The organism is Streptomyces sp. SDr-06, from assembly GCF_003324565.1.
Lineage (GTDB): Bacteria > Actinomycetota > Actinomycetes > Streptomycetales > Streptomycetaceae > Streptomyces.
The window spans coordinates 112,831-136,264 of sequence record NZ_QOLA01000021.1 but is presented as its reverse complement, the minus strand read 5'-3'; the positions used below and the strand labels follow the sequence as shown (position 1 = coordinate 136,264).

Sequence of the window (23,434 nt, the reverse complement as noted above, 5' to 3'; positions counted from 1 at the left end):
ACCACACCCCCATCGGCGTCTTCCGCTCCGTACAACGCCCCGTCTACGACACCCTGATGGCCGACCAACTCGACACCGCCATCGAACAGAACGGCAAGGGCGACCTCGCCACCCTCCTCACCGGCAAGGACACCTGGACCGTCGTCGGCTGAACCACCCATACGAGAACCGGGTGCCTGGCCGGGGAGTCCGCATGGACCCCGGGCCGGGCACCCGCTCTCATAGAGGGATGGACCGTCTCGCGTACCGCGTCAAGCGACGCCTGCTCGGCAGGCCCCTCACGACCGAGCGCGTCAGTGAGGAGAAGCTCGACAACCGCACGGCGCTCGGCGTCCTCGCCTCGGACTGCGTCAGCTCGTCCGCGTACGGCTCCGAGGAGATGCTCCGGGTTCTGGTCCCGGTGGCGGGGGCGGCCGCGTTCTCCCTGCTCATGCCGGTGACCGGGGCCATTTTGCTGGTCCTGCTGCTGCTGACGCTCTGCTACAGCGACGTCGTCATGATCTACACCCGGGCCGGCGGCTCGTACGTCGTGGCCCGCGAGAACTTCGGCCCGACCGTCGCGCAGATCGCCGCGGTCGCGCTGCTCGTCGACTACATCGTGACCGTCGCCGTGCAGGTCTCGGCGGGCACCAACGCGCTCGTGTCTCTGGCGCACCTGGTCGGCGGCGGCCCGACCGCCATGGACCACCTCCAACTCCCCATCTCCGCCGGGGTGATCCTCTTCCTCGCGTACGGGAATCTGCGCGGGGTGCGCGAGGCGGGGCGGCTGTTCGCGCTGCCCGCCTATCTGTTCATGACGGCGGTCGGGCTCGTGCTCGCCGTCTCCGCCGTGCGCGGTCTGACCGGTGGGCTGCCCCGGGCCGATCTGCACGCGGCGGGCGTGATCCCCGTGGGCACCCCGGGCGACGGCTGGCTGTACGGGGCCTCCCTGTTCATCGTGCTGCGCGCGTTCGCCAACGGAGGCTCCTCGCTGACCGGTCTGGAGGCGATCTCCAACGGCATCTCGGCGTTCCGCGAACCCCAGGGCCGCAACGCCCGGCGCACCCTGATCACGATGAGCTGTGTGCTGGGCGTCCTGGTCCTCGGCGTCTCGACGCTCGCCCACTTCACGCACGCGGTCCCGTATCGGGACGGCACCCCGACCGTCATCGCGCAGGAGGCGCACTTCGCCTTCGGCGGCGGGCCCCTGGGGACGGCGGGCCTGGTCTTCGTGCAGCTGGCCACGGCCCTGGTCCTCTACACGGGCGCCAACACCCCTTTCACCGGCTTCCCGTTCCTGGCCAGCTTCGTGGCCGAGGACCGTTTCCTGCCCCGGCAGTTGACCCGCCGGGGCCACCGTCTGGCCTTCTCCAACGGGATCATCGCGCTCACCGTGGTGGCCATGGCCCTGCTCCTGGTGACCCGCGCGAGCGTGGACAAGCTGGTGGCGCTGTACGCGATCGGGGTGTTCACCGCGTTCACGATGGCCGGGGCGGGGCTCACCGCCTACCACTGGCGGCGGCGCGAGCGGCACCGGCGGCTGAAGATCGGCGTCAACGCGGTGGCGGCCGTGGTCTCGGCGACGGTGGTCCTCATCTTCGCCGTCACCAAGTTCACCGAGGGCGCCTGGCTGGTGGTCGTCGTCTTCCCGCTCGGCGTGTGGGCGCTGACCCGCATCAACCGCGAGTACCGGCGGGAGGCGGCGGTGCTCGGCGCCATCCAGGCCCCGGGCGCCGAGCTGCCGCGCGCCAGGCGGCACTTGGTGTTCGTCCTGGTCGAAACGCTCGACCTCGCAACCCTCAAGGCCCTGCGGTACGCGCACGAGGTGCGGGCCGACGAGATCAGGGCCGTCCACTTCGCGATCGACGAGGCGCACGCGCGCAGGCTGGCCGCCGCCTGGGAGACGACGGCCGCCACCTCGGTGCCGCTGGAGGTGGTGGCGTGCCCCGACCGGCGGCTGCGGCACGCCATGGTGGAACTGGCCGGGCGCACCACCGAGGATGGCGCGACCTCGCTGACCGTCCTGGTCCCCCGGCGCCTCTACACCCACGCGCTGGGCAAGCTGCTGCACCGGGGGACCGCCGAGGAGATGGCCAAGGCGCTGGAACACCTCCCGTCGGTGGCGGTGACGATCCTGCCCTTCGACGTGTCGCGCGCCCTGCACTCCCTGGAGGCGGGCAAGTCCCCTCAACCCGACTGATCTATGGGGCAGTTGCCTCCCGCGCCGCGTCGTACGCGGCCCGCGCGCGCTGCACGTCGTCCATCCGCGCCCCGGTCCAGCGGGCGAGGGCGCGGACCTGCTCGGCGGCCTCGCGGCCGAGCGGGGTGATCGAGTAGTCGACGCGGGGCGGGATCACCGGCTTGGCGTCGCGGAGCACGAAGCCGTCCCGCTCCAGCGTCTGCAACGTCTGGGCGAGCATCTTCTCGCTGACCGTGCTGACCTTGCCGATCTCGCGGCGCAGCTCGCTGAAACGGTACGAGCGGTCGAGCAGCGCGTCCAGCACGAGGACGCCCCACCGGCTGGTGACGTGCTCCAGGACGAGCCGGTGCGGACACATCTCCTCGCGCTGGGCCCAGCTCCGGCCATCACTTACTCCCATACCAGTACCTTACTTCAAAGTGGGTACTTACGAAAGGTTAGCGCTCTCCGTAGGGTGGATGTCGAAGCACAGGAACCACCCCCTTCCCCCGAGGAGATCCCATGAGCATCGTCGTCACCGGAGCCACCGGAGCGCTGGGCCGTCTCGTCGTCGACGAGCTGCTCGCCCGGGTACCGGCGAGCGAGATCGTCGCCGTCGTACGCGACAAGGAGAAGGCGGCCCCGCTCGCCGCGCGGGGCGTCGAGCTCCGCATCGCGGACTACAGCGAGCCCGCCACGCTGGCCGGGGCCTTCCGGACCGGCGACCGGGTGCTGCTGATATCCGGCAGCGAGGTCGGGCAGCGGGTGCCGCAGCACACCGCGGTGATCGAGGCGGCGAAGGCGGCGGGCGTGGCCCAGCTCGCCTACACCGGCGTCCTCGGCGGCCCGGACGCCGACTTCGCCCTCGCGGCCGAGCACAAGACCACCGAGCGGCTGATCCTCGACTCGGGGCTGCCGTACACGTTCCTGCGCAACGGCTGGTACACCGAGAACTACACGGCGAACCTCGCCCCGGTCCTGGAGCACGGCGCCGTCGTCTCCAACGCGGGCGAGGGCCGGATCGCCTCGGCCACTCGCGCCGACTACGCGGCGGCCGCGGCCGCGGTGCTGACCGGGGAGGGTCACCTGGGCCGGGCCTACGAGCTCAGCGGCGACGTGGCGTGGTCGCTCGACGAGTACGCCGCCGAGGTCGCCGCCGCCTCCGGCAAGCCGATCGTGCACACCTCCGTCACCCCCGAGGCCCACCTCGCCGTCCTGACCGGCGCGGGCCTGCCCGCCGCCTTCGCGGAGATCCTGGTCGACGTCGACCTCGCCATCGAGCGCGGCCTGCTGGCCACCACCCCGGGCGACCTGGCCCGCCTCATCGGTCGCCCCACCACCCCGATGGCCGCCACGGTCCGGGCCGCGCTGGCCGCGTGACCCCCGGGCGCGTACGCATTCCGGATCGTCAGGACCGTATCGCGGTACGGGCATGACACCACGGGCCCTTCGGCGCTACCTTCTGCTGGATCGCGCGCACAGGGAGGGCCAGTGGCCAAGGACTCGGCAGGACAACAGCGGACCGGACTGCTCTACGGAATCGGCGCGTACGGGATGTGGGGGCTTGTCCCCCTGTTCTGGCCGCTCCTCAAGCCCGCCGACGCCATCGAGATCCTGGCCCACCGCATGGTGTGGTCCCTCGCCCTGGTCGCCGTCGCCCTGGTCGCGATGCGCCGCTGGGCGTGGATCGGCGAGCTGGTGCGCCGCCCGCGCAGGCTCGGCCTGATAGCCGTCGCCGCCGTCGTGATCACGGTCAACTGGGGCGTCTACATCTGGTCGGTCAACTCCGGCCACGTGGTGGAGGCGTCCCTCGGCTACTTCATCAACCCGCTCGTCACCATCGCGATGGGCGTGCTGATCCTGAAGGAACGGCTGCGCCGGGCCCAGTGGGTCGCGGTCGGCATCGGCGCGGCGGCCGTGGTCGTCCTGACCGTCGGCTACGGACGGCCGCCGTGGATCTCGCTGACGCTGGCGTTCTCGTTCGCCACGTACGGCCTGGTCAAGAAGAAGGTGAACCTCGGCGGGCTCGAATCCCTGGCCGCCGAGACCGCCGTGCAGTTCCTGCCCGCGCTCGCCTACCTGCTGTGGCTGGGCGGGCAGGGGCGGGCCACCTTCACGAGCGGGGGCGCCGGGCACGCGGCGCTGCTCGCCGCGACGGGCGTGGTGACCGCGATCCCGCTGATCTGCTTCGGCGGCGCCGCGATCCGGGTGCCGCTCTCGACGCTGGGCCTGCTCCAGTACCTGGCCCCGGTCTTCCAGTTCCTGCTCGGCATCGCGTACTTCCACGAGGCGATGCCCCCCGAGCGCTGGGCGGGCTTCGCGCTGGTGTGGCTGGCCCTGACGATCCTGACCTGGGACGCGCTGCGCACCGCCCGGCACGCCCGCAGGGCCCTCGCGGCGGCCATGGCGAACGTGCCCGCGACCGGCATGCCGAGCGGCCGGGACGAGCCGCGGGCGGACCTGCCGGAGGCGCCGCGGCCGTCCTAGCCCCCCTGGACGGTGAACCGGCGCCGGTACGCCGAGGGGCTGAGCCCGGTCTCACGGCGGAGCCGGGCCCGCAGGTTGGCCGACGTGCCGAGCCCGCTGAGCCGGGCGACCCGGCCGAGGCCGGACTCACCGCGTTCCAGCAGCCGGCAGGCGAGGGCGACCCGTTCCGCGGTGAGCCAGGCCAGGGGGGTCGTGCCGAGCTGCTCCTGGAACCTGCGGTGCAGGGTGGCCGGGCTGACCGCGGCGCGGCGCGCGAGGTCGGCGACGGTGAGCGGCTGATCGAGCCGTTCCTGAGCCCAGGCGAGCACGCCGCCCAGCGAGGTGGCGGGGACGGCGGGCACCGGCCGCTCCACGAACTGGCGCTGCCCGCCGTCCCGGTGGGCCGCGAAGACGAGACGCCGGCTCACGGCGTTGGCGACCTCCGCGCCGTGGTCGGACCGGATGAGCCGCAGCCCGAGGTCGAGGGCGGCCGCGCTGCCCGCGGCGGTGTGGACGTTGCCGTCCGCCACGAACAGCACGTCGGGCTGGAGCAGCACACGGGGGTGTCGGTCGGCGAAGGCCCGGGCCCAGCGCCAGTGCGTGGTGGCCCGCCGACCGTCGAGCACCCCGGCCGCGGCCAGCGTGAAGGCGCCGGTGCAGAAACTGACGAGCCGCGCGCCGCGCGCCGCCGCGTCCCGTACGGCGTCGAGGACGGCGGGGGTGGGCGTGGTCAAGGGGTCGGGCCGGTTGGGCACGATGACGGTGTCGGCGCCGCCCACCACATCGAGACCGGCCACGCCGGACAGCGTGAACATCCCGTTGTGCATGCGCACGGAGGGGTCGGCGGCGGCCAGGGCGAAGTCGTACCAGGGCCGGTCGAACTCCGGCCTGCGCAGCCCGAACAGCTCGGTGGCGACGCCGAGTTCGAAGGGGTTGGACCCCTCGTCGACGATGACCACGACCCGGTGGGGCGCGGTGGCCTGCTGGGGGACGCCCGACGCGTGCTGCGAGGATCCTTTCGCCATACGCGATTCCTAGCACTCGCGGGGCCGCCGCGCCAGGCACGACGATGAGGCCATGAATCCCGGACCCGCCCGTAGTGAACCCCTCCTCCTCTCCACCGCGCTCGCGGGGTTCGAGGCCCTGTGGAGCCCTCGGATCGTCGCCCAGGTGAACGACTACGACGTACGGATCGCCAAGGTCGCGGGCGAGCATGTGTGGCACGCGCACGACGACACGGACGAGTTCTTCCTCGTCCTGGAGGGCGAGTTGACGATCGCGCTGCGGGAGGACGGGGTCGAGCGGGAGGTCACCCTCGCGCGGGGTGCGGTGTTCGTGGTCCCGCGCGGCACGGAGCACAGGCCGTCGTCCGTGGCGGGGGCGGCGCTGCTGCTCTTCGAGCCGACGGGGACGTTGACCGTGGGCGACCGCCATGACCCGGTCCCACCCCACGTGGACACGACCCGAGGCCACGCCCTCCCGTAATCTTCTGGGGCTCCGCCCCTGGGCCCCGGTGGCACCCGTCGGCCGGCGCCGCGGACCATACGGGGTTGCTTGCGCAGTTCCCCGCGCCCCTCACCCGCTTTCGGCCGCGGACCGTGGAATGCGGGTTGCTTGCGCCTCCGCCCGCCCTTCACGTGCGGACCGTGCGTGGCCGCTCGCGCAGTTCCCCGCGCCCCCAACCCCCTTCCGCCCGCGGACCGTACGGGGTGCTCGCGCAGTTCCCCGCGCCCCTAGCAGGGGCTGGGTCGGCCACGTCGGCATCCTGACCGGCTTGGTGCTGGACCATGCGGGCATGCCCAGCCCGTCACGGGCCCCTTAAGTCCTTGGGAAGTTTGAGGACGAGCGCCGTTCAGCCGCGAACGGGGGGAGGGGTGCAGGGGACGCAGTCCCCGCAGGGGGGCCTGGGGGCGCAGCCCCCAGAAGCCGAACCATCCAACCCCCTGCACGGGTGGGCGGGTGGGCAAACCTCCGGGAGCCCCAGTACCGGGCGGGCGGCCGGGCTGCAAAAAACGGGGTGCCCCCGCCCACCCACCCCGGCTAGCGTGAGCCGCATGTACTCGTACTACTTCTTCCGCTGACCCACCCCGCCCCGCGGCACCCCGCGCCGCGCTGCCCAGCGTCAGGAAAGAAGACCCCGAGTACCCCCAAGGGAACCGCATGCCCGCCCGCACAAACACCCCCTCCCAGCTCACCCTCGCCCACGCCTCGAAGGCGTACGGCGACCGCCTGGTCCTCGACGACGTCTCGCTCACCGTCCGCCCCGGCGAGAGGGCCGCCGTCATCGGCGAGAACGGCTCCGGCAAGTCGACCCTGCTGCGGCTGCTCGCCCGCGCCGAGCGGCCGGACACCGGAGAGGTCACCGCCGTCTTCCCCGGCGGCACCGGCCACCTCGCCCAGACCCTCGCCCTCCCCCCGGACCGTACGGTCCAGGACGCCGTGGACCTCGCCCTCGCCGACCTCCGCTCCCTCGAAGCGGACATCCGGGCGGCCGAGACCCGCCTCGCCGACGCGACGGCCGCCGAACTCACCGCGTACGGCGACCTGTTGGCCGCGTACGAGCAACGCGACGGCTACCGCGCCGAGGCCCGTACCGACGCCGCCCTGCACGCCCTCGGCCTCGCCCGCGTGACCCGCGACCGCGCGCTCGGCTCGCTCTCGGGCGGCGAGCAGTCACGGTTAGCGCTGGCCTGCGTACTGGCCGCCGCCCCCGAGCTGCTGTTGCTCGACGAGCCGACCACCCACCTCGACCGCCAGGCCACCGACTGGCTGGCGGATCAACTCCGCGCCCACCGGGGCACATTGGTGGTGGTCACCCACGACCGGGCCTTCCTCGAACGCGTCTCGACGACGATCCTGGAGGTGGACCGGGACCTGCGCACCGTCGTCCGGTACGGCGACGGCTGGGCCGGATACCGTACGGCCCGGGCCGCCGCCCGGCGCCGCCGGGAGCTGGCACATCAGGAGTGGCGCGAGGAGCTGGCCCGTACCCGGGAGCTGGTCGACGGCGCCGGGCAGCGGCTCGCCGCCACCGGCAAGGACCCGCGCCAGGGCTTCGGCAAGCACCGCCGGTCCTCCGAGTCCAAGCTGTCCGGACAGGTCAGGGCGGCCAGGACGCGGCTTGAGCAGTTGGAGCGCGAGCCGGTCGCGGCCCCGCCGCCGCCCCTGCGGTTCAACGCCCGTCTCACCACGGCGGCGGCCACCCCCGACGGCCCGCTCGTCGAGCTGACCGGGGTGAAGGTCGGCGACCGCCTCGACGTGCCCGGCCTCACCGTCAAGCCGGGCCGCCGCCTCCTCGTCTCCGGCCCCAACGGCGCGGGCAAGACCACCCTGCTCCGCGTCCTCGCGGGCGATCTCACCCCGGACGCGGGCGAGGTGCGCCGCTCCACGCCCCATGTCGGATACCTGGCGCAGGAGTTGAGCCATCGCGCCACCTCCCTCCCGCTGCTCGACGCGTACGCCGTCGGCCGGGCCGGGCCGCCCGAGGAGTACGCCGAGGAGCTCCTGTCCCTCGGCCTGTTCCGGGAAAAGGACCTGGCGGTGCCGGTGGCCGGGCTCTCCGTCGGACAGCGGCGGCGGCTCGAACTGGCCCGCCTGGTCACCCGCCCCGCCGATCTCCTCGTCCTGGACGAGCCGACGAACCATGTGTCGCTCGCGCTGGTCGAGGAGGTGGAGCAGGCGCTGGCCGACTACCCGGGGGCGATCGTCGTGGTCTCGCACGACCGCCGCTTCCGGTCCTCCTTCACCGGCGACCGGCTGGAGTTGAGCGCCGGAGCGCCGGTGGGCTGACCCCCGTTCCCGTCGGCCACGGTGTCCCGTCCCGCGCGACGGGACACCTCCGCCCGGCTATAAACGAACACATGACCCTCCACTGGAAACTCGTCGTCGACGCCGCCGACCCGCACGCCCAGGCAGACTTCTGGGCCGCCGCCCTCGGCTACGAGGTCGAGGACAACAGCCTGTTGATCAACCGGCTCCGCTCGGCCGGCGCGATCGGCCCGGAGCTCACCCTGGAACACGGCGGCCGGATCGCCTTTCGCGATCTGGTCGCCGTCCGGCATCCGGACGACTCCTACGACCCCGAGAGCGGCACCGGGCTCGGCCGGCGCATCCTGTTCCAGCGGGTTCCGGAGGCCAAGACGGCGAAGAACCGACTGCATATCGATGTCCACGCGGCGCCCGGCGCTCGGGAGTCCGAGGTCGGCCGCCTCACCGGAATCGGGGCGAGCGTGCTGCGCCAAGTGAAGGAGCCCGGCGGCGAGTTCACCGTCATGGCCGACCCCGAGGGCAACGAGTTCTGCGTCCAGTAGCGGATGCGGCCGGGGCTGGTCCCGCAAGCCGCTCCTCCGCACCGGGAGCCGGCCCACCTTCTGACGCCCGGACCCTCCCCCGCGTGACGCCCGAGCCGCCCCTACGGAAAGACCCGACACCGAAAGCATGCATGTGCATATACTGCACGCGCATGCTTCAACGGGGTGCGCACGCACCGGATTTCGGGATGGCACACGGAGGGGACCATGGCCCGCGACTTTCTCTTTCTGCTCGGCAGCACACGCAGCGGCGGCAACACCGAGGCGCTCGCCCGGCAGGCCGCCGAGCAGCTACCGGCGGGCGACACCGCCCGCTGGCTGAGCCTCGCCGACCTCGAACTCCCCACCTTCCGCGATCCGCGCCACACCGACGGAAGCGCCCAGACCGCTCCCACCGGGAACCTGGCGACGCTCCTGGAGGCGACCCTGGCCGCCACCGACCTGGTGATCGCCTCGCCGCTGTACTGGTACAGCGTCTCCACCCCGGTCAAGCACTACCTCGACCACTGGGTGACCTGGCTCTACGACCCCGAGCTCGACTTCAAGGAGCGCATGGCGGGCCGCACCCTGTGGGGCGTGACCGCGCTCGCCGGTACGGACCACGCGGCGGCGGAGCCTCTCGTCGGCACCCTGCGGCACTCGGCCGCGTACATGGGCATGAACTGGGGCGGGGTGCTGCTCGGTTCGGCCGTGCGGCCCGGGGAGATGGCGCGCGACACCGAGGCCGCCGCCCGCGCGAAGACCTTCTTCAGCTCGACGCCGGAGCCCGCAACGCGCGCATGACATGGTCCACCAGCGTCTCGATGCGCTCCGGTCCGGGCAGCGGACGGCCGAGCGCGTGACGGTAGTAGAGCGGTCCGTAGAGCATCTCCACGGCCAGCGGAAGATCGGCGTCCGGGGGCAGTTGACCCTGCCCCTGAGCCCCGCGCAGGCGCTCGTACACCAACGCGACGCGGGGGATGACGAGTTCGTCGTTGACCGCCCTGGCGAGACGCTCGTCATGCAGCACCTCGGAGAGGATCCCGCTGTACGCCGGGCCCACCACGGGCGAGGTGAACAGGCGTACCAGGCTGCCGATATGGGTGCGCAGATCGGCCTCGATGTCGCCGGTGTCGGGGAACGGCGAGTCGCTCACCACCAGCTCCGTCACCGCGTCGAGCAGGACCGCGCCCTTGGTCGGCCACCAACGGTAGATCGTCTTCTTGCTCACGCCCGCGCGGGCCGCGATCGCCTCGATGGTGACCTTGCCGTAGCCGTTCTCCGCGCACAGTCCGAGCGCGGCCGCCAGCGTCGCCTGGCGCGATTTCTCGCTGCGGCGTCTGGATCCCGGGGCCGATGCGGACGAGGTGATCATGCCCTCACTCTACGAGCACGCCCGGAACCGGATTGACAGCCGAGCGCGCGGCTCCAACAATGACGCAGGAAACGGAACGTGTCGTGTCGAGCCGTCACGGGGGTCGGCTCGCACGACCGGTCCGTTCCGGACACGTCATCCGCCGTTCCCGGCCCTCATGCCGTGATGTCCTTCGTCGTGAAGCGGGCCCACGCCGCCGAGCCGAAGACCGCGACGTACAGGGCCTGGAGCTCGAAGTTCTTCACCAGCTGGTCCCAGTAGACGGGCTCGCGCAGCACATCGGCGAAGGACAGCCAGTAGCGCGGGAAGAGGTAGGGCTGGATCGCGTGCAGCTGCGGTATCTGGCCCAGGATCTGGACCGTGATCAGCAGCCCCACGGTCGAGGCCATCGCCGCGATCCCGCTGTTGGTCAGGGTCGAGATGAACAGGCCGAGCGCGGCCATCCCGGCCAGCGAGACGGCCACCACCACGGCGATCGCGACCGCTCGCAGCAGCCCGTCCGCGAAGGAGATCCGCGTGCCGGAGATCGTGGTGACCTCGCCCAGCGGGAAGAGCAGCGCGCCGACCGCGAGTGCGGAGACGGCCACCGCGAGCGTGGCGATCAGGCAGAAGGCGAGCACCGAGGCGTACTTGGCGAGCAGCAGCCGGGTGCGGCCCGCCGGGGCGACGAGCAGATAGCGCAGGGTGCCGGAGTTGGCCTCGCCCGCCACCGCGTCGCCCGCCACCACCCCGACGGCCATCGGCAGGAAGACCGGCAGCGTGGCCGCCAGCGCCGCGAAGACGAGGAAGAGCCCGTTGTTGGTGACCTGCGCGACGAAAGCCGGGCCGTCCGCGCCGCCGCCGCGTCCGCCGCCCCCGCCGCCCCGTGTGTCGGCCTTCACCGCGATGCCGATGAGGACGGGCACGGCGGCGAGCACCCCGAGCAGCGCGAGCGTGCGCCAGCGGCGCAGCACGGTGACCAGCTCGGAGCGGAACAGCCCGAGCGACCACAGGACGCCCGGCCTCCGCTCGGGCGCGGGCCGCGCGTTCGGTCCCGTCACGTCCACGGCCTCAGCCCGCGACATCGAAGCCCTCCCCGGTCAGTGCGACGAACGCGTCCTCCAGGGAGGCCCGCTCGGCCGCGAAGCCCCTCACCCGGACCCCGGCCCGCACGAGCTCGGCGTTGAGGTCCGCCAACTCCACGTCGTCGGGCGGCAGTTCAGCGGTGACGCGGTCGTCGTCGACCACCGTCACATCGGCGATGCCCCGCTCCTTGAGGAGCCGGGCCGCCGCCCCGGTGTCGGGGGTGGTGACCGCGAGCCGACCGCGCGCGCCGGCGGCGAGCTCGGCCACCTCGCCCTGGACGACGAGGCGGCCCTGGTTCATCACCGCCGCGTGCGTGCAGACCTGCTCGATCTCGTCGAGGAGGTGCGAGGAGAGGAAGACGGTCGTCCCGTCCTTCGCCAACTCCCTGATCAGCGCCCGGATTTCGCGCATGCCCTGGGGGTCGAGCCCATTGGTCGGCTCGTCCAGGACGAGCAGCTCCCGGCGCTGGAGCAGCGCCGCCGCGAGGCCCAGGCGCTGCTTCATGCCCAGCGAGTACGCCCGTGCCTTCTTGCCCGCGGCGGCCGTGAGGCCCACCCGGTCCAGGGCGGTCGCCACCCGGGCGGTGCGGGTGCGCGGGTCGGCGGTGGGGTCGGCGGCGTCGTACCGCAGCAGGTTGTCGCGGCCGGACAGGAAGCCGTACAGGGCGGGGCCCTCGATGAGGGCGCCCACCCTGGGGAGCACGGTGCGGACGGCCTTCGGCATGGGGCTGCCGAGGACGCTGGCGGTGCCGGAGGACGGCTCGATGAGGCCCATCAGCATGCGGATGGTGGTGGTCTTGCCGGAGCCGTTGGGGCCGAGGAAGCCGAACACGCTGCCGCGCGGGACGGTGAGATCCAGCCCGTTCACGGCCAGTTGGCCGCCTCGGTACCGCTTGCTCAGGCCGTGCGTCTCGATGACCGATGGACTGTTCCCCACCCCGCCCCTTCCCGGACCAGGAGGCGTGCCCCCGGCCCTCGCTCCTCACCTGCCGGAGAGGGCGCTCTTCGCCTGCCGGGGCCGAGGAGAGGACGGGCGCCCCCTCCTCGGCCCCCTTGCCGTACAGCCGGGCCCGGCCCTACCTGGCCGCGTTGGCCGCGTCGATCAGCGCGTCCTTCGTCACCGCGCCCACGTACACCTTGCCGTTGTCCGTGATCAGGGCGTTGACCAGGCGGGTCTTGAAGACCGTGCCCGAGCCGAACGTCCCAGTGACCTTGTCGCCGAGCGAGTCCAGGAACTTCTGGGCGTCGGCGCCGCCCTTGCTCTTGTCCGCCTTCGGCATGCCCTTGCCGCCGGTGTCGAGCTCGGCGATGGCGGTCCAGCCCTTGCCGATCACCTTGGAGTTCTTCGCGTTCTTGGCGTCGCCGAAGCCGCCCAGACCACCCGGCAGGCTCTGCTCGGGCTTGAACGTCTGCTTCTTCTTGCCGTCGTCCTCGGTGACCTTCGCGCCCTTGGGCGGGCTGAACGTGAAGGTGTCCGCCGACGGCTTCGAGAAGTCGACCTTGGTGAAGCCCGCGTCGACCACGGCCTTGCCGCCCCCGCTCGGCGCGAGCGTGAACTTCAGCGGCACACCGGTCTTGGCGTCCACCGCTATGCGGACCGAGCCGATCGTCGAGCCGGACTGCTTCGGCTTGATCAGGAGCTGGTAGGCGTCCCGGCCGGCCACCTGGGCCGTGCCGTCGACCGACACCGCGGTGGTCGGGTCGATGTTCTTGAGGAACTGGTCGGCCAGCGCCTTCGGCGTGGTCGGAACGCCCTGCTCCGGGGCCTTACCGCCGTGCTCCTTGGCGGCGTCGGCCGCGGACTTCTGCGAGTGGTACGCCTGGTTGGAGCCGCTGTCGTACGCCCAGACGTCGGTGCCGTTGTGGATCAGGCTGTACTCGGCCGCGTCCTCCAGGATCGACACCTTCTGGCGGTCGGGGCCGTCGGCCGCGACGCGCAGGGTGTGCGTGCCCGAGGCGAGCTCGGTGAGCTTCGCGTCCGGGGACGCGGACTTCTCCGAGCCGCCGGCCTTCGGCGCGAGCGAGCCGAGGCTGCCCAGACCGGGCAGTCCCAGGTCGGTCGTGATCTTCATCGTGCCGGAGAGCTGCTGCGTGTCCGACGCGGCCATCTTCTCGATGAGCTGCTGCGCGCTGATCGTCGGCAGACTGGGGTCACCGGATGCGGCGAGCGCCGGGACCAGCCCGATGGTCGCCGCCGCCACCCCCGCCACCCCGACCGGGACGAGATAGCGCGCCGCCTTGCGGCGGCCCGCGCCGAGGTCCCTGGCCTCGTCGGTGGCCTGTGCGCTGTCGTTCGGTGCCATGTGTGCCCTACCTCCGTGGTCGGCGGCGTCCGTCCGTCGTGCTCAGTTCCACCCCGCGCCGCCATTCTCACCCGAATTGGTCAGGAGTGGTGCTTCCAATCTGACCAAAAGGGCCGCCCCGGCGCGTCAACCCCCGGGAGCAACCTCACGTACCTCTCTGGGATGACGGAACCCCTGGACGGCTACCCCGTCCAGTAGGGGTTGAAGGGGGCGCCCTGCCGACCCGATGGCCCGACCGGCGCATGCGTGGCCGGAATTGAGTGTCCGGACGGCCGGATCCGTACCCCTGGGTGAGAGCAAGCGGCACTACGAAGGGGGATCGCCATGCTCAGGACTCAGCGGTTCGCGGTGGGAGCGACGGCCGGAGCCTTCGTCATCGCGCTCGCCGTCAGCGGCTGCGGCAGTGGATCCGGCTCCTCCACCCCCAGCCCGCCCACCGGAAGTTCCGTCAACAGCTCGGCCCCGCCGTCCGCCGACACCCTCTCCACCGCCAAGGTCGACAAGGTCGGCACCGTGGTGGTCGACGGCAAGGGGTTCGTGCTCTACCGCTTCGACAAGGACACCGCACAGCCGGTGCCCAGGTCGAACTGCTACGGGGCCTGCGCCACCCAGTGGCCGCCCGCCCCCGCGACCGGCAGGGTCACGGTGAAGGGCATCGACAAGTCGCTGGTCGGCACGGTCACCCGGACCGACGGCAGCAAGCAGCTGACCCTCGCGGGATGGCCGCTCTACCGGTACGCCCAGGACGACCAGCCGCACGAGGCCTACGGCCAGGGTGTGGGCGGCATCTGGTTCGCGGCGACGCCCACCGGCGCCAAGGCCGCGAGCGGGGCCACCGGCACCACCTCGGGCGGCGGCTCGGGCTACTGACCGCCGGCCGGGGGCCGGCGCCGGTCAGCCCGCGCGGTGGACGACCGCGTCGCAGAGCTCTTCGAGCGCGGACTTCGCGTACCCGGAGGGCAGCGGCGCCAGCGTGGCCCTCGCCTCCTCCGCGTACCGCACGGTGTCCCTGCGCGCCTGCTCCAGGGCCGGGTGGACGCGCAGCCGGCGCAGCACCTCGGCGTGCCGGGCGTCGTCGCTGAGGTCGCCGTCGAGCAGCGCCACGAGCTCCAGGTCCTCCGGACGGCCGTCCCGGGCGGCCCGCGCCCGCAGGTGCAGGACGGGCAGCGTCGGGATGCCCTCGCGCAGGTCGGTGCCCGGGGTCTTGCCGGACTCGTGCGAGTCGCTGGCGATGTCCAGGACGTCGTCGGCGAGCTGGAAGGCGGTGCCCAGGCGCTCGCCGTACTGCGTGAGGATGTCGACGACCGACTCGTCGGCGCCGGACATCATCGCGCCGAACCGGCCGGAGACCGCGACCAGCGAGCCGGTCTTGCCGGAAAGCACGTCAAGGTAGTGGTCGACCGGGTCGCGCCCGTCCCGGGGGCCCGCGGTCTCCAGGATCTGACCGGTAACCAGCCGTTCGAACGCCTCGGCCTGAATGCGTACGGCCTCGGGGCCCAGATCCGCCAGTATGTGCGAGGCGCGCGCGAAGAGAAAATCACCCGTGAGGACCGCGACGGAGTTGCCCCAGCGGGCGTTGGCGCTGTCCACACCGCGCCGCACGTCGGCCTCGTCCATCACGTCGTCGTGGTACAGCGTCGCGAGGTGCGTGAGCTCGACGACCACCGCGGAGGGCACGACGCCCGGCGCGTACGGATCCCCGAACTGGGCGGCCAGCATCACGATCAGCGGGCGGAATCGCTTGCCACCTGCGCGGATGAGGTGCTGCGCGGCCTCCGTGATGAACGGGACCTCGCTCTTGGTGGCATCGAGCAGTCCCGCCTCGACAGCCGCCAATCCGGTCTGGACATCGGCTTCAAGTGCCTGGTCCCGCACGCTCAGCCCGAACGGCCCGACGACGGTCACGAGGGGTACTCCTGTCTGCTGACGATCACACGGATTGTCGATGTGTCGCTGCCTTCACTCAAGTCAGCGTATCGGGTCGCTGTTCGATCACCGTGGGCGCCTTCCCGTCACCCCTCGCGCGCAGTCCCTTGGACCCCGGTATGTTCTTGATCAGCTCATACGATCAGGAGTGGGTCTTTTGTCCGGAACGATGACCGCCACCCCCGGCGATCCGGCCGCCGAGCAGCCGCCCCCGCAGGACGACCACGCCTTTTTCGGTCAGCCCCGCGGGCTGCTCACCCTGTCCGGCCTGGAGGTCTGGGAACGCTTCTCGTTCCTCGGCATGCAGGCGATCCTCGTCCTGTACTTCGCCGACTCCGTCGCGCACGACGGCATGGGCATGGACGCGGGCACCGCCGCCTCCGTCTCGGCCGCCTACGGCACCCTCGTCTACCTGGTCTCGGTGGCCGGCGGCTGGCTCGCCGACCGCATCCTCGGCTCCTACCGCGCGGTCCTGTACGGCGGCGTCCTCATCGCCTGCGGCCACTACGCGATGGCCGTGCCCGCCCCGGCGACGACCTGGGCCGGGCTCGGCCTGATCAGCGCGGGCACCGGCCTGCTCAAGCCCAATGTCGCCTCCATGGTCGGCAAGCTCTACCGCACCGACGACCAGCGGCGCGACGCCGGATTCGCGCTCTACTACATGGGCATCAACATCGGCGCCTTCCTCGGGCCGCTGATCACCGGCTGGCTCGGCGACCACAAGGGCTGGCACTGGGGCTTCTCCGCGGCCGCCGTCGGCATGACCTTCGGCCTGATCCAGTACGTCCTGGGCCGGCGCCACCTGGCCGGACGCAGGCACGCGGCCGAGTTCGCGCTGCCGCCCGAGGGCATGCGCCGCGCGGTCCGGCTCATGGTGCTCGGCGCTCTGATCGTCGCGGCGCTCGCCGTGCTGCTGGCGCTGGGCGGCTGGCTGACGATGAGCCGCTTCGTCGACCTGCTGACCCTGATCTCGGTGATCGCGCCGGTCGTCTACTTCGCGGTGATGTTCGCGAGCCCCCGCGTCACCCCCGAGGAACGCGGCCGTCTGCGGCCCTACGTGGTGCTGTTCCTGGCCTCGGTGGCCTTCAACTTCATCCTGTTCCAGGCGTACTCGACGATGATGCTGCTGGCCTCCACCAACGCCGAGACCACTCTCCTCGGCTTCCACTTCCCGGCAGGCTGGTACGCCTCCGCGCTCGGCGCGTTCGAGGTGGCGCTCGCGCCGGTGGTGGCCGCCGTGTGGGCCCGCATGGGGCCGCGCCAGCCGCACGCCTCCAACAAGATCGCCTTCGGGGTGATCCTGGGCGGGCTCTCCTTCCTGCTGATGGTGGTGCCGACCGCCGGGCACGGCGGCGCCGCGTACAAGATGGCGGCCTGGTGGATCGTCGGCTCGTACCTGCTGCTCGGACTTGGCGACATCCTGCTCGAAACCTCCGGCATGTCGGCCACCACCAAGCTCGCCCCGAAGGCCTTCGCCAGCCAGACGATGTCGCTCTGGTTCCTCTCCCTCGCGCTCGCCAACGGCATCCAGGCCCAGACCGTGAAGGTGTACGGAAAGGTCTCCAACGCCGCCTACTTCGGTGTGAACGGCGCCGTCGCGGTGGCCGTCGGCGTCGCCGTGATCCTCGCCGCCCCCTGGCTCAAGCGCACCATGCACCCCGTCCACTGAGGTCGCCGCCATGCACATCCGCACCGAGTTCCCGTACGAGACGCAGCGCGAGGATGTCCGGATCCCGCTGCCCGACGGCACGCTGCTCTACGCGCGCGTCTGGCGCCCGGTCACCGAGGAGCCCGTCCCCGCGCTGCTCGAATACCTCCCGTACCGCCTGACCGACTGGACGGCGCCGCGCGACTGGCAGCGCCACCCCTGGTACGCCGGGCACGGCTACGCCTCGGTACGCGTGGACGTGCGCGGGCACGGCTGCTCCGAGGGGCTGCCGGGCGACGAGTACGACGCGACGGAGCTCGCCGACGGTGTCGCGGTCGTCAACTGGCTCGCCCAGCAGCCCTGGTGCACGGGGAAGGTGGGCATGTTCGGCATCTCCTGGGGCGGCTTCAACAGCCTCCAGATCGCCGCCCTCGCCCCCGAGCCGCTCAAGGCCGTCGTCACGGTCTGCTCGACCGACGACCGCTACGACAACGACGTCCACTACATGGGTGGTTCGGTGCTCGCCGTGGACATGCACGCCTGGGCGGCGACCATGCTCGCCTTCGTCTCCCGCCCGCCGGACCCCCTGTTCGTCGGGGAAAAATGGCGGGAAATGTGGCTTGAACGCCTCGAAGCGGTACGCCCGTTCATCCACACCTGGCTCGCCCACCAGACCCGGGACGCCTACTGGAAGCACGGCAGCGTCTGCGAGGACTACGCCGCGATCGACGCGGCCGTCCTCGCCGTGGGCGGCTGGCACGACCCCTACCGGGACACGGTCCTCAGGCTGGTCGAGCACCTGCCCGCCGACCGGGTGCGCGGCCTGATCGGCCCCTGGTCCCACCAGTACCCGGACCGCGGGCTGCCCCCCGGCCCCGCGATCGGCTTCCTCCAGGAGACCCTGCGCTGGTGGGACCACCACCTCAAGGGCGAGGAGACGGGCGTGATGAAGGAGCCGCTCCTGCGCTCCTGGATCAGCGAGTCCCACCCGCCCGCCACGGTCTACGCGGAACTCCCGGGCCGCTGGGTCGGCGACCCCGCCTGGCCCTCCCCGCACGTCACCCCGGTCTCGTACGCGCTCCAGGGCCCGCCCGTACGGGTGCGCTCGCCGCAGCACACCGGCCTGGACGCGGGCCGCTTCTTCCCCTTCGGGAACGACGGCGACCTCCCTCCGGACCAGCGCGCCGAGGACGCCCACTCGGCGGCCTTCGACTTCCCGGTGCCGGCGGACGCGGGCCCCCTCGACGTCCTGGGCCGCCCCCGGGTCACCCTGCGGCTGCGCATGGACGTGCCGTTCGGACAGGCCGTCGCCCGGCTCTGCGACGTGGCCCCGGACGGCTCCTCCACACTGGTCACGCGCGGCGTGCTCAACCTGGCCGCCCGCCACGGCAGGGACCGCGCGGCGGCCTGGCCCCTGGGCGCGACGGAAGAGGTGACCTTCGCCCTCAACGGCATCGGCCACTCCTTCCCGCCCGGCCACCGCATCCGGCTCGCGGTCTCCTCCGCGTACTGGCCGTGGATCTGGCCGCAGGCCGACTCGGTGGGCTTCACCCTCGATCCGGCCGGCTCCTTCCTCCAACTGCCCCTGCGGGAGCGCACGTCGGACGACACGATCGCGTTCGCCGACCCCGAGCAGTCCGAGCCGCTCGGGGTCTCCTTCCCCGCCCCGCTGGACGAGCCCCGACCCGAACGGCTCGTCGTCCGCGACGTGGCGAAGGGCGAGTGGCGCCTGGAGGTCGACCCGCGCTACGGCGGTACGCGGGTCTATCCGGACGGGCTCGAATTCACGGAGGACGCGAAGGAGACGTACACGATCCAGTCGGACGACCCGCTGTCCGCCCGGACCCGCTCCGACTGGCATCTGCGGCTGCACCGGCCGGAGTTGGGGTGGGACGTGACGATCGACACGCGGTCGTCGATCACGTGTGACGCGGCGGATTTCGTGACGTCGGACGAGGTGGTGTGCCGGGAGGGGGACGAGGTGGTGTTCCACCGCACGTGGGAACGCCGAATCCCCCGAGAAACGGGCTGAGCCTGACAGCACCGGTGCTGGCCGGTACGGGCAACCTCAGCCCGTCATGGGGGTCCCCCCTGGCCCTTAAGGCCTTGGGGGAGTTTGAGGACGAGCGCCCTTAAGGCGCGAACGGGGGTCTGGGGGCGGAGCCCCCAGGTGCTCAGCCCGCCGCCACCGAGGCGGCCAGCCGCGGCGACGCGTACTCCGTGCCGCAGACGAACCGCATCACCGGCCCGAAGGACGACGCCGCGGGCAACCCCGTGAAGTACAGCCCGGGGACGGTGGACTGGTAGCCCGCGTCCAGGACCGGCGCCCCCCGGGACGTGGACAGCTGGGTGCGCAGCCCGTGCCCCAGGAAGTCGAGGGCGGCCACGTCCATGCGGTAGCCCGTCGCCGCCATCACATGGTCCGCCGACAGCTCCCGCTGCGCCCCCGTACCCCCGCTGAGGGTGAGCACGGGCCGGCCGTCCTCGACCCGGGCCCGGACGATCCGGCGCCCCTCGGTCACCGCGACCCGCCCCGTGAAGCGGTCCCGCAGCCACCACGCGCCCAGCGGGCCCAGCACGTTGCGGACCAGATAGTGCCGGGCGGGCGCGGGCAGGTGGCGGAAGTGGGTCGCGTGGTACGAGAAGGCGTACAGCGACCAGGCCCTGCCGAAGGGCGAGTTGGGGCTGAAGCGGGGTTGCTGGTCGGGGGCCGCGCCGAAGCGCACCGCCCCCGCCCCGCGCGCCACGACCCGTACGCTCGCCCCCGCCTCGGCCATCAGCACCGCGTTCTCCAGGGCGGACTGACCGGCCCCGATCACCAGCACCTCGCGCCCGGCGAAGCCGGACAGGTCGTGGTGCTGGGCGGCGTGCGAGACGGGGCCCGTCGCCGAGGGGCCGTCCGGCACGGCAGCGGCCAGTTCGCGCGGCAGCCGGGCCAGGCCCGAAAGCCCGGTCGCCACCACTACGGCCCGCGCCTCGAAGCTCTCGCCGGAGTCCAGCTTCAGGGCGAAGCCCCCGCCGGGCACCCGGTCCACCTCGACCACCCTGACCTGCTCCAGGTCGGGGAAGAGCTGGTCGGCGAACCACTGTCCGTACGCCGAGAAGGTCTCCACCGGGATGAGGTCCCAGTCCGATTCGAGCCGCCGGGTCCCGGTGTCCGCACAGAAGTCGAGCAGGCCGTGTCCGGGCTGGGGCGCGTCGATGCTGGAGGCGGCCGGCGTCGACTTGAGGACCATGCCGGCCGGCATGTGCTCCCGCCAGCTCACCATCAGCGAGCCGAAGACGCGGACGGGTATGCCCCGGGCGCGCAGATGGGCGGCGGCGGACAGGCCGAACGGCCCCGCGCCGATGACCGCCACCGGACGTGTCGAAGTGCTCACTCAGGGACCCCTTCCAGGAAAACGACTCACCCCTGTCGCGACGGCGACCGCCGCACGGATCAAGGGGTTCGGCGCGACATTGCGTCGGGTTACTTCGTCACGGCACGGCGGGAGCTCCGCCAGAGCCGGTACAGGTGCTGCGCCCCCGGACGGACGAAGCGGGCCATCATCGTGAAGAAGGGTCTGAGATCGTCCCCCGCGACCCAGGCGAGTTCGGTACCGGTCGGGCGCTCGGGCGCGTGGGGTGTGGTGTAGCCGCTGCGCCGGTAGGCGAGCAGCGCGGGCAGGTCGATGTTCTCGACCACGTAGCGGCGCCCCGCGGGCTGTTCACCCTCCGGGACCCGTCGGCCGGTGAGGTGCAGGTGCTGGGCGCGGATCACGTCGACGCCGGACTCGCTCTCGAAGAGGCGGAACTGCGCGCCCATCCTCGGGTTGAAGTCCAGGAGCTTGTAGCGCCCGTCGCGCCGGTCGAAGCGCAGGTCGAGGTCGACGATGCCGGTGAAGCCGATGCGTTTGACGAACTGCTCGGCAAGCGCGGCCAGTTCGGGGTTGTCGACGACGTACGCGTTGGCCGTCATCCCGGCGTGCGGGGGCCAGGAGCGCACCTTCACTCCGGTGAACAGCGCGAGCGGGGTGGAGTGTTCGTCGAAGTAGGCGTGCACGATCCAGTCCTCGGCCTGCTCGCGCGGCAGGTACTCCTGGAGGATCACCCCGGGGCTCGCCCCCCAGCCGCGGGCCAGCGCGAGCAGGTGCGCGCGGCTTTCGATCCGGGTGGTGCCGGGGACGGCGGGACTGCGCCGCCGCACGAAGGCCTCCCGGTTCTTGGCCACCACCGGGAAGCGGGCGTGCCGTGCGAAGTCCTCGACATCGGCGTACGTCTCGGGAAAGGCGGCCGCCGGGGACGGCACCCCGTGCTCCACGCACAGCTCGTGCAGCCCCTGCTTGCTGGCCAGGCGCCGGGGCAGGTCCGGGGCCACGGGCGGGAAGAGGAAGTGTTCGGCGAGCTCCTTCTGGTGCTCGGCGATCAGCACCGCGGCCTCTTCGTCGGTGGGGATCAGCACGGCGGGGCGGCCGATCCGCCGACCGATCCCGAGCAGCCCCTCCACCAGCACGGCCGGGTCCTCGACGCCGGTCGTCGGCCAGGGAAACGCCCGCTCCAGGTAGCGGGACTGGGCCGCGGGGGTCCAGCGGTCCTCGGTGATCGCGTACATCGGCACCCCGAGTCTGCCCAGACTGCGGATGGCGCCGACCCCGCCGTGGTGCAACGGATAGTTCCCGAACTTGACGATCAGTCCCGGTACGTCCCGGTCCGCCCTGAACAGCACGTTACTGCCCGACACCAGTTCCCCCTCGGGACAGAGAGCCCCCACAGCCCCGCAGGGACGCGCGACCCCCTCGCCGGGCGTGCCCCGGACAGAGACGCTAAGGGGGAACCGCCGCTTCCGGAGACGGAATTTCCGGACATTGCGAACTCTTTAGGCACTGCCGCCCCGCGCACCGCCGACGTAACGTGTGACCCACACCCGTGGAAAGCGAGGCAGGCACCGATGTCCGAGCAGAGCCCGCTCGAACTGGCCGAGGGCGACCCCTTCGGCCCGCACAATCTCCCCTACGGCGTCTTCTCCACGCCGGGCCATCCCGAGGACCGCAGGGTCGGCGTGCGCATCGGCGACCACGTCCTGGACGCGGGGGCGGCGGCGCACGCACTGGGTTCGCCGTACGCGGCGCTCCTCGCCAGGCCGAGCCTCAACCCCCTGCTGGCGGCGGGGCGCACGGCCTGGCGCGATGTGCGCCGGGCGCTCACCGCCTGGGTGACCGTGCCCGCCCACCGCCCGGTCATAGAGCCCCTCCTGCACCCGCTCGCCGAGGTGGAGCTGCACCTTCCGTACGAGGTCGCCGACTACGTCGACTTCTACGCGAGCGAGCACCACGCCACGAACGTGGGCCAGATCTTCCGCCCCGACGGCGCGGCGCTGACCCCCAACTGGAAGCACCTGCCGATCGGTTACCACGGCCGGTCCGGCACGGTCGTGGTCTCCGGCACGGAGGTCGTCCGCCCGCAGGGCCAGCGCAAGGCGCCGGCCGACCCGGCCCCGGTCTTCGGCCCGTCGGTGAAGCTGGACATCGAGGCGGAGGTCGGCTTCGTCGTGGGCGCACCGTCGCGGCTGGGCGAGCGGGTCGGACTGGGTGCCTTCGACGACCACGTCTTCGGCCTGTTCCTCCTCAACGACTGGTCGGCGCGGGACATCCAGGCCTGGGAGTACGTGCCGCTCGGCCCGTTCCTCGGCAAGTCCTTCGCGACCTCGGTCTCGGCGTGGGTCACCCCGCTGGAGGCGCTGGTGGCGGCCCGGGTCGCTCCCCCGGCCCGCGACTTCCCCCTCCTCCCCTACCTGGACGACTCCGCCGAGGAGGTCCCGGGCGGCTTCGACCTGCGCATCACGGTGTCGATCAACGGCACGGTGGTGGCCGAGCCGCCGTTCGCCTCGATGTACTGGACGGCCGCGCAGCAGCTGGCCCACATGACGGTGAACGGCGCGTCGCTGCGGACTGGGGACGTGTACGGCTCGGGCACGGTCAGCGGCCCCGAGCGCGGGCAGCGGGGCTCGCTCCTCGAACTCACCTGGAACGGCACCGAGCCGCTGGAGCTGCCCACCGGCAAGCGGACCTTCCTCGAAGACGGCGACGAGGTCGTCCTCACGGCCTGGGCGCCGGGGGCGCACGGAGTGCGGGTGGGCCTGGGCGAGGTAAGGGGCCGGATCACTCCGTCGACCTGATCCCCTGAGCCCGCCCCGCCCGGCCGGTCACCCTGCGACTGCGCCGCGGGG

At 72.3% G+C, this 23,434-nt stretch carries 20 protein-coding genes and 1 pseudogene; 12 read left to right on the top strand and 9 right to left on the bottom strand.

The genetic code is table 11. The annotated features are described in order from the left end of the window. Both DT019_RS31470 and DT019_RS31465 read left to right on the top strand, forming a co-directional pair. A pseudogene (locus DT019_RS31470) lies at window positions 1–152 on the top strand (2-oxoacid:ferredoxin oxidoreductase subunit beta); the annotation flags it as partial. A 77-nt stretch (window positions 153–229) separates the two neighbouring features. Beyond that, window positions 230–2,179, top strand: coding sequence for an APC family permease (locus DT019_RS31465; RefSeq protein ID WP_114040374.1), 1,950 nt, complete (start codon window positions 230–232; stop codon window positions 2,177–2,179). Window position 2,180: 1 nt separating this feature from the next. On the opposite strand, the gene DT019_RS31460 is transcribed toward DT019_RS31465, so the two are convergent. Then, the gene (locus DT019_RS31460; protein ID WP_114040373.1) at window positions 2,181–2,579 is read right to left on the bottom strand and encodes a winged helix-turn-helix transcriptional regulator; all 399 of its coding nucleotides are present in this window, start codon (window positions 2,577–2,579) and stop codon (window positions 2,181–2,183) included. A 101-nt stretch (window positions 2,580–2,680) separates the two neighbouring features. Here DT019_RS31460 and DT019_RS31455 point away from each other — a divergent pair, with 101 nt between their 5' ends. Beyond that, entirely contained in the window at window positions 2,681–3,538 is an 858-nt protein-coding gene (locus DT019_RS31455; protein WP_114040372.1) for an SDR family oxidoreductase, read from the top strand. Window positions 3,539–3,712: 174 nt separating this feature from the next. Further along, window positions 3,713–4,645: an EamA family transporter RarD gene (gene rarD / locus DT019_RS31450; protein WP_388982522.1), complete on the top strand. Its 933-nt coding sequence runs from the start codon at window positions 3,713–3,715 to the stop codon at window positions 4,643–4,645. On the opposite strand, the gene DT019_RS31445 is transcribed toward rarD, so the two are convergent. Beyond that, window positions 4,642–5,649 (bottom strand): helix-turn-helix domain-containing protein, encoded by a 1,008-nt coding sequence (locus DT019_RS31445; RefSeq protein ID WP_114040370.1) that lies wholly within the window; start codon window positions 5,647–5,649, stop codon window positions 4,642–4,644. The genes rarD and DT019_RS31445 overlap by 4 nt on opposite strands. Before the next feature lie 52 nt (window positions 5,650–5,701). On the opposite strand from DT019_RS31445, the gene DT019_RS31440 reads away from it, so the two are divergent. From DT019_RS31440 to DT019_RS31425, 4 genes are all read left to right on the top strand, one after another. Beyond that, on the top strand, window positions 5,702–6,109 hold the full coding sequence (locus tag DT019_RS31440; RefSeq protein WP_114040369.1) for a cupin domain-containing protein: 408 nt from the start codon (window positions 5,702–5,704) through the stop codon (window positions 6,107–6,109). Window positions 6,110–6,784: 675 nt separating this feature from the next. After that, window positions 6,785–8,413, top strand: a complete 1,629-nt coding sequence (abc-f, locus tag DT019_RS31435; protein ID WP_114040368.1) for a ribosomal protection-like ABC-F family protein — start codon at window positions 6,785–6,787, stop codon at window positions 8,411–8,413. A 71-nt stretch (window positions 8,414–8,484) separates the two neighbouring features. Further along, window positions 8,485–8,934, top strand: coding sequence for a VOC family protein (locus tag DT019_RS31430; protein ID WP_114040367.1), 450 nt, complete (start codon window positions 8,485–8,487; stop codon window positions 8,932–8,934). A gap of 207 nt (window positions 8,935–9,141) precedes the next feature. Then, on the top strand, window positions 9,142–9,717 hold the full coding sequence (locus tag DT019_RS31425) for a flavodoxin family protein (protein WP_114040366.1): 576 nt from the start codon (window positions 9,142–9,144) through the stop codon (window positions 9,715–9,717). On the opposite strand, the gene DT019_RS31420 is transcribed toward DT019_RS31425, so the two are convergent. From DT019_RS31420 to DT019_RS31405, 4 genes are all read right to left on the bottom strand, one after another. Further along, the gene (locus tag DT019_RS31420) at window positions 9,683–10,288 is read right to left on the bottom strand and encodes a TetR/AcrR family transcriptional regulator (protein ID WP_114040365.1); all 606 of its coding nucleotides are present in this window, start codon (window positions 10,286–10,288) and stop codon (window positions 9,683–9,685) included. The genes DT019_RS31425 and DT019_RS31420 overlap by 35 nt on opposite strands. Window positions 10,289–10,443: 155 nt before the next feature. Then, window positions 10,444–11,352, bottom strand: a complete 909-nt coding sequence (locus tag DT019_RS31415; RefSeq protein WP_114040364.1) for an ABC transporter permease — start codon at window positions 11,350–11,352, stop codon at window positions 10,444–10,446. Beyond that, window positions 11,339–12,289, bottom strand: a complete 951-nt coding sequence (locus DT019_RS31410; RefSeq protein ID WP_114040363.1) for an ABC transporter ATP-binding protein — start codon at window positions 12,287–12,289, stop codon at window positions 11,339–11,341. Before DT019_RS31410 ends, DT019_RS31415 begins: the two co-directional genes overlap by 14 nt. A 139-nt stretch (window positions 12,290–12,428) precedes the next feature. Continuing rightward, a complete protein-coding gene (locus DT019_RS31405; protein ID WP_114040362.1) occupies window positions 12,429–13,655 on the bottom strand; it encodes a LolA family protein in 1,227 nt (408 codons plus the stop codon). Between the two features lie 324 nt (window positions 13,656–13,979). Here DT019_RS31405 and DT019_RS31400 point away from each other — a divergent pair, with 324 nt between their 5' ends. Further along, window positions 13,980–14,525: a hypothetical protein gene (locus tag DT019_RS31400; RefSeq protein WP_223279853.1), complete on the top strand. Its 546-nt coding sequence runs from the start codon at window positions 13,980–13,982 to the stop codon at window positions 14,523–14,525. 24 nt (window positions 14,526–14,549) lie between these two features. Here the strand turns inward: DT019_RS31400 and DT019_RS31395 are convergent, their stop codons facing one another. Beyond that, window positions 14,550–15,560, bottom strand: coding sequence for a polyprenyl synthetase family protein (locus DT019_RS31395; protein ID WP_114040361.1), 1,011 nt, complete (start codon window positions 15,558–15,560; stop codon window positions 14,550–14,552). Between the two features lie 190 nt (window positions 15,561–15,750). On the opposite strand from DT019_RS31395, the gene DT019_RS31390 reads away from it, so the two are divergent. After that, window positions 15,751–17,250: a peptide MFS transporter gene (locus DT019_RS31390; RefSeq protein WP_114040360.1), complete on the top strand. Its 1,500-nt coding sequence runs from the start codon at window positions 15,751–15,753 to the stop codon at window positions 17,248–17,250. Between the two features lie 10 nt (window positions 17,251–17,260). Then, complete coding sequence (locus DT019_RS31385) at window positions 17,261–19,261, top strand: CocE/NonD family hydrolase (RefSeq protein WP_114040359.1); 2,001 nt, start codon at window positions 17,261–17,263, stop codon at window positions 19,259–19,261. A 142-nt stretch (window positions 19,262–19,403) separates the two neighbouring features. On the opposite strand, the gene DT019_RS31380 is transcribed toward DT019_RS31385, so the two are convergent. Both DT019_RS31380 and DT019_RS31375 read right to left on the bottom strand, forming a co-directional pair. Next, window positions 19,404–20,609 carry an NAD(P)-binding domain-containing protein gene (locus DT019_RS31380; RefSeq protein WP_114040358.1) on the bottom strand — a complete coding sequence of 402 codons (1,206 nt, stop codon included), beginning with the start codon at window positions 20,607–20,609 and terminating at the stop codon, window positions 19,404–19,406. Between the two features lie 89 nt (window positions 20,610–20,698). After that, window positions 20,699–21,934, bottom strand: a complete 1,236-nt coding sequence (locus DT019_RS31375; RefSeq protein ID WP_114040357.1) for an ATP-grasp domain-containing protein — start codon at window positions 21,932–21,934, stop codon at window positions 20,699–20,701. A 222-nt stretch (window positions 21,935–22,156) separates the two neighbouring features. On the opposite strand from DT019_RS31375, the gene fahA reads away from it, so the two are divergent. Next, window positions 22,157–23,383, top strand: coding sequence for a fumarylacetoacetase (gene fahA / locus DT019_RS31370; protein ID WP_114040356.1), 1,227 nt, complete (start codon window positions 22,157–22,159; stop codon window positions 23,381–23,383). Window positions 23,384–23,434 lie beyond the last annotated feature (51 nt).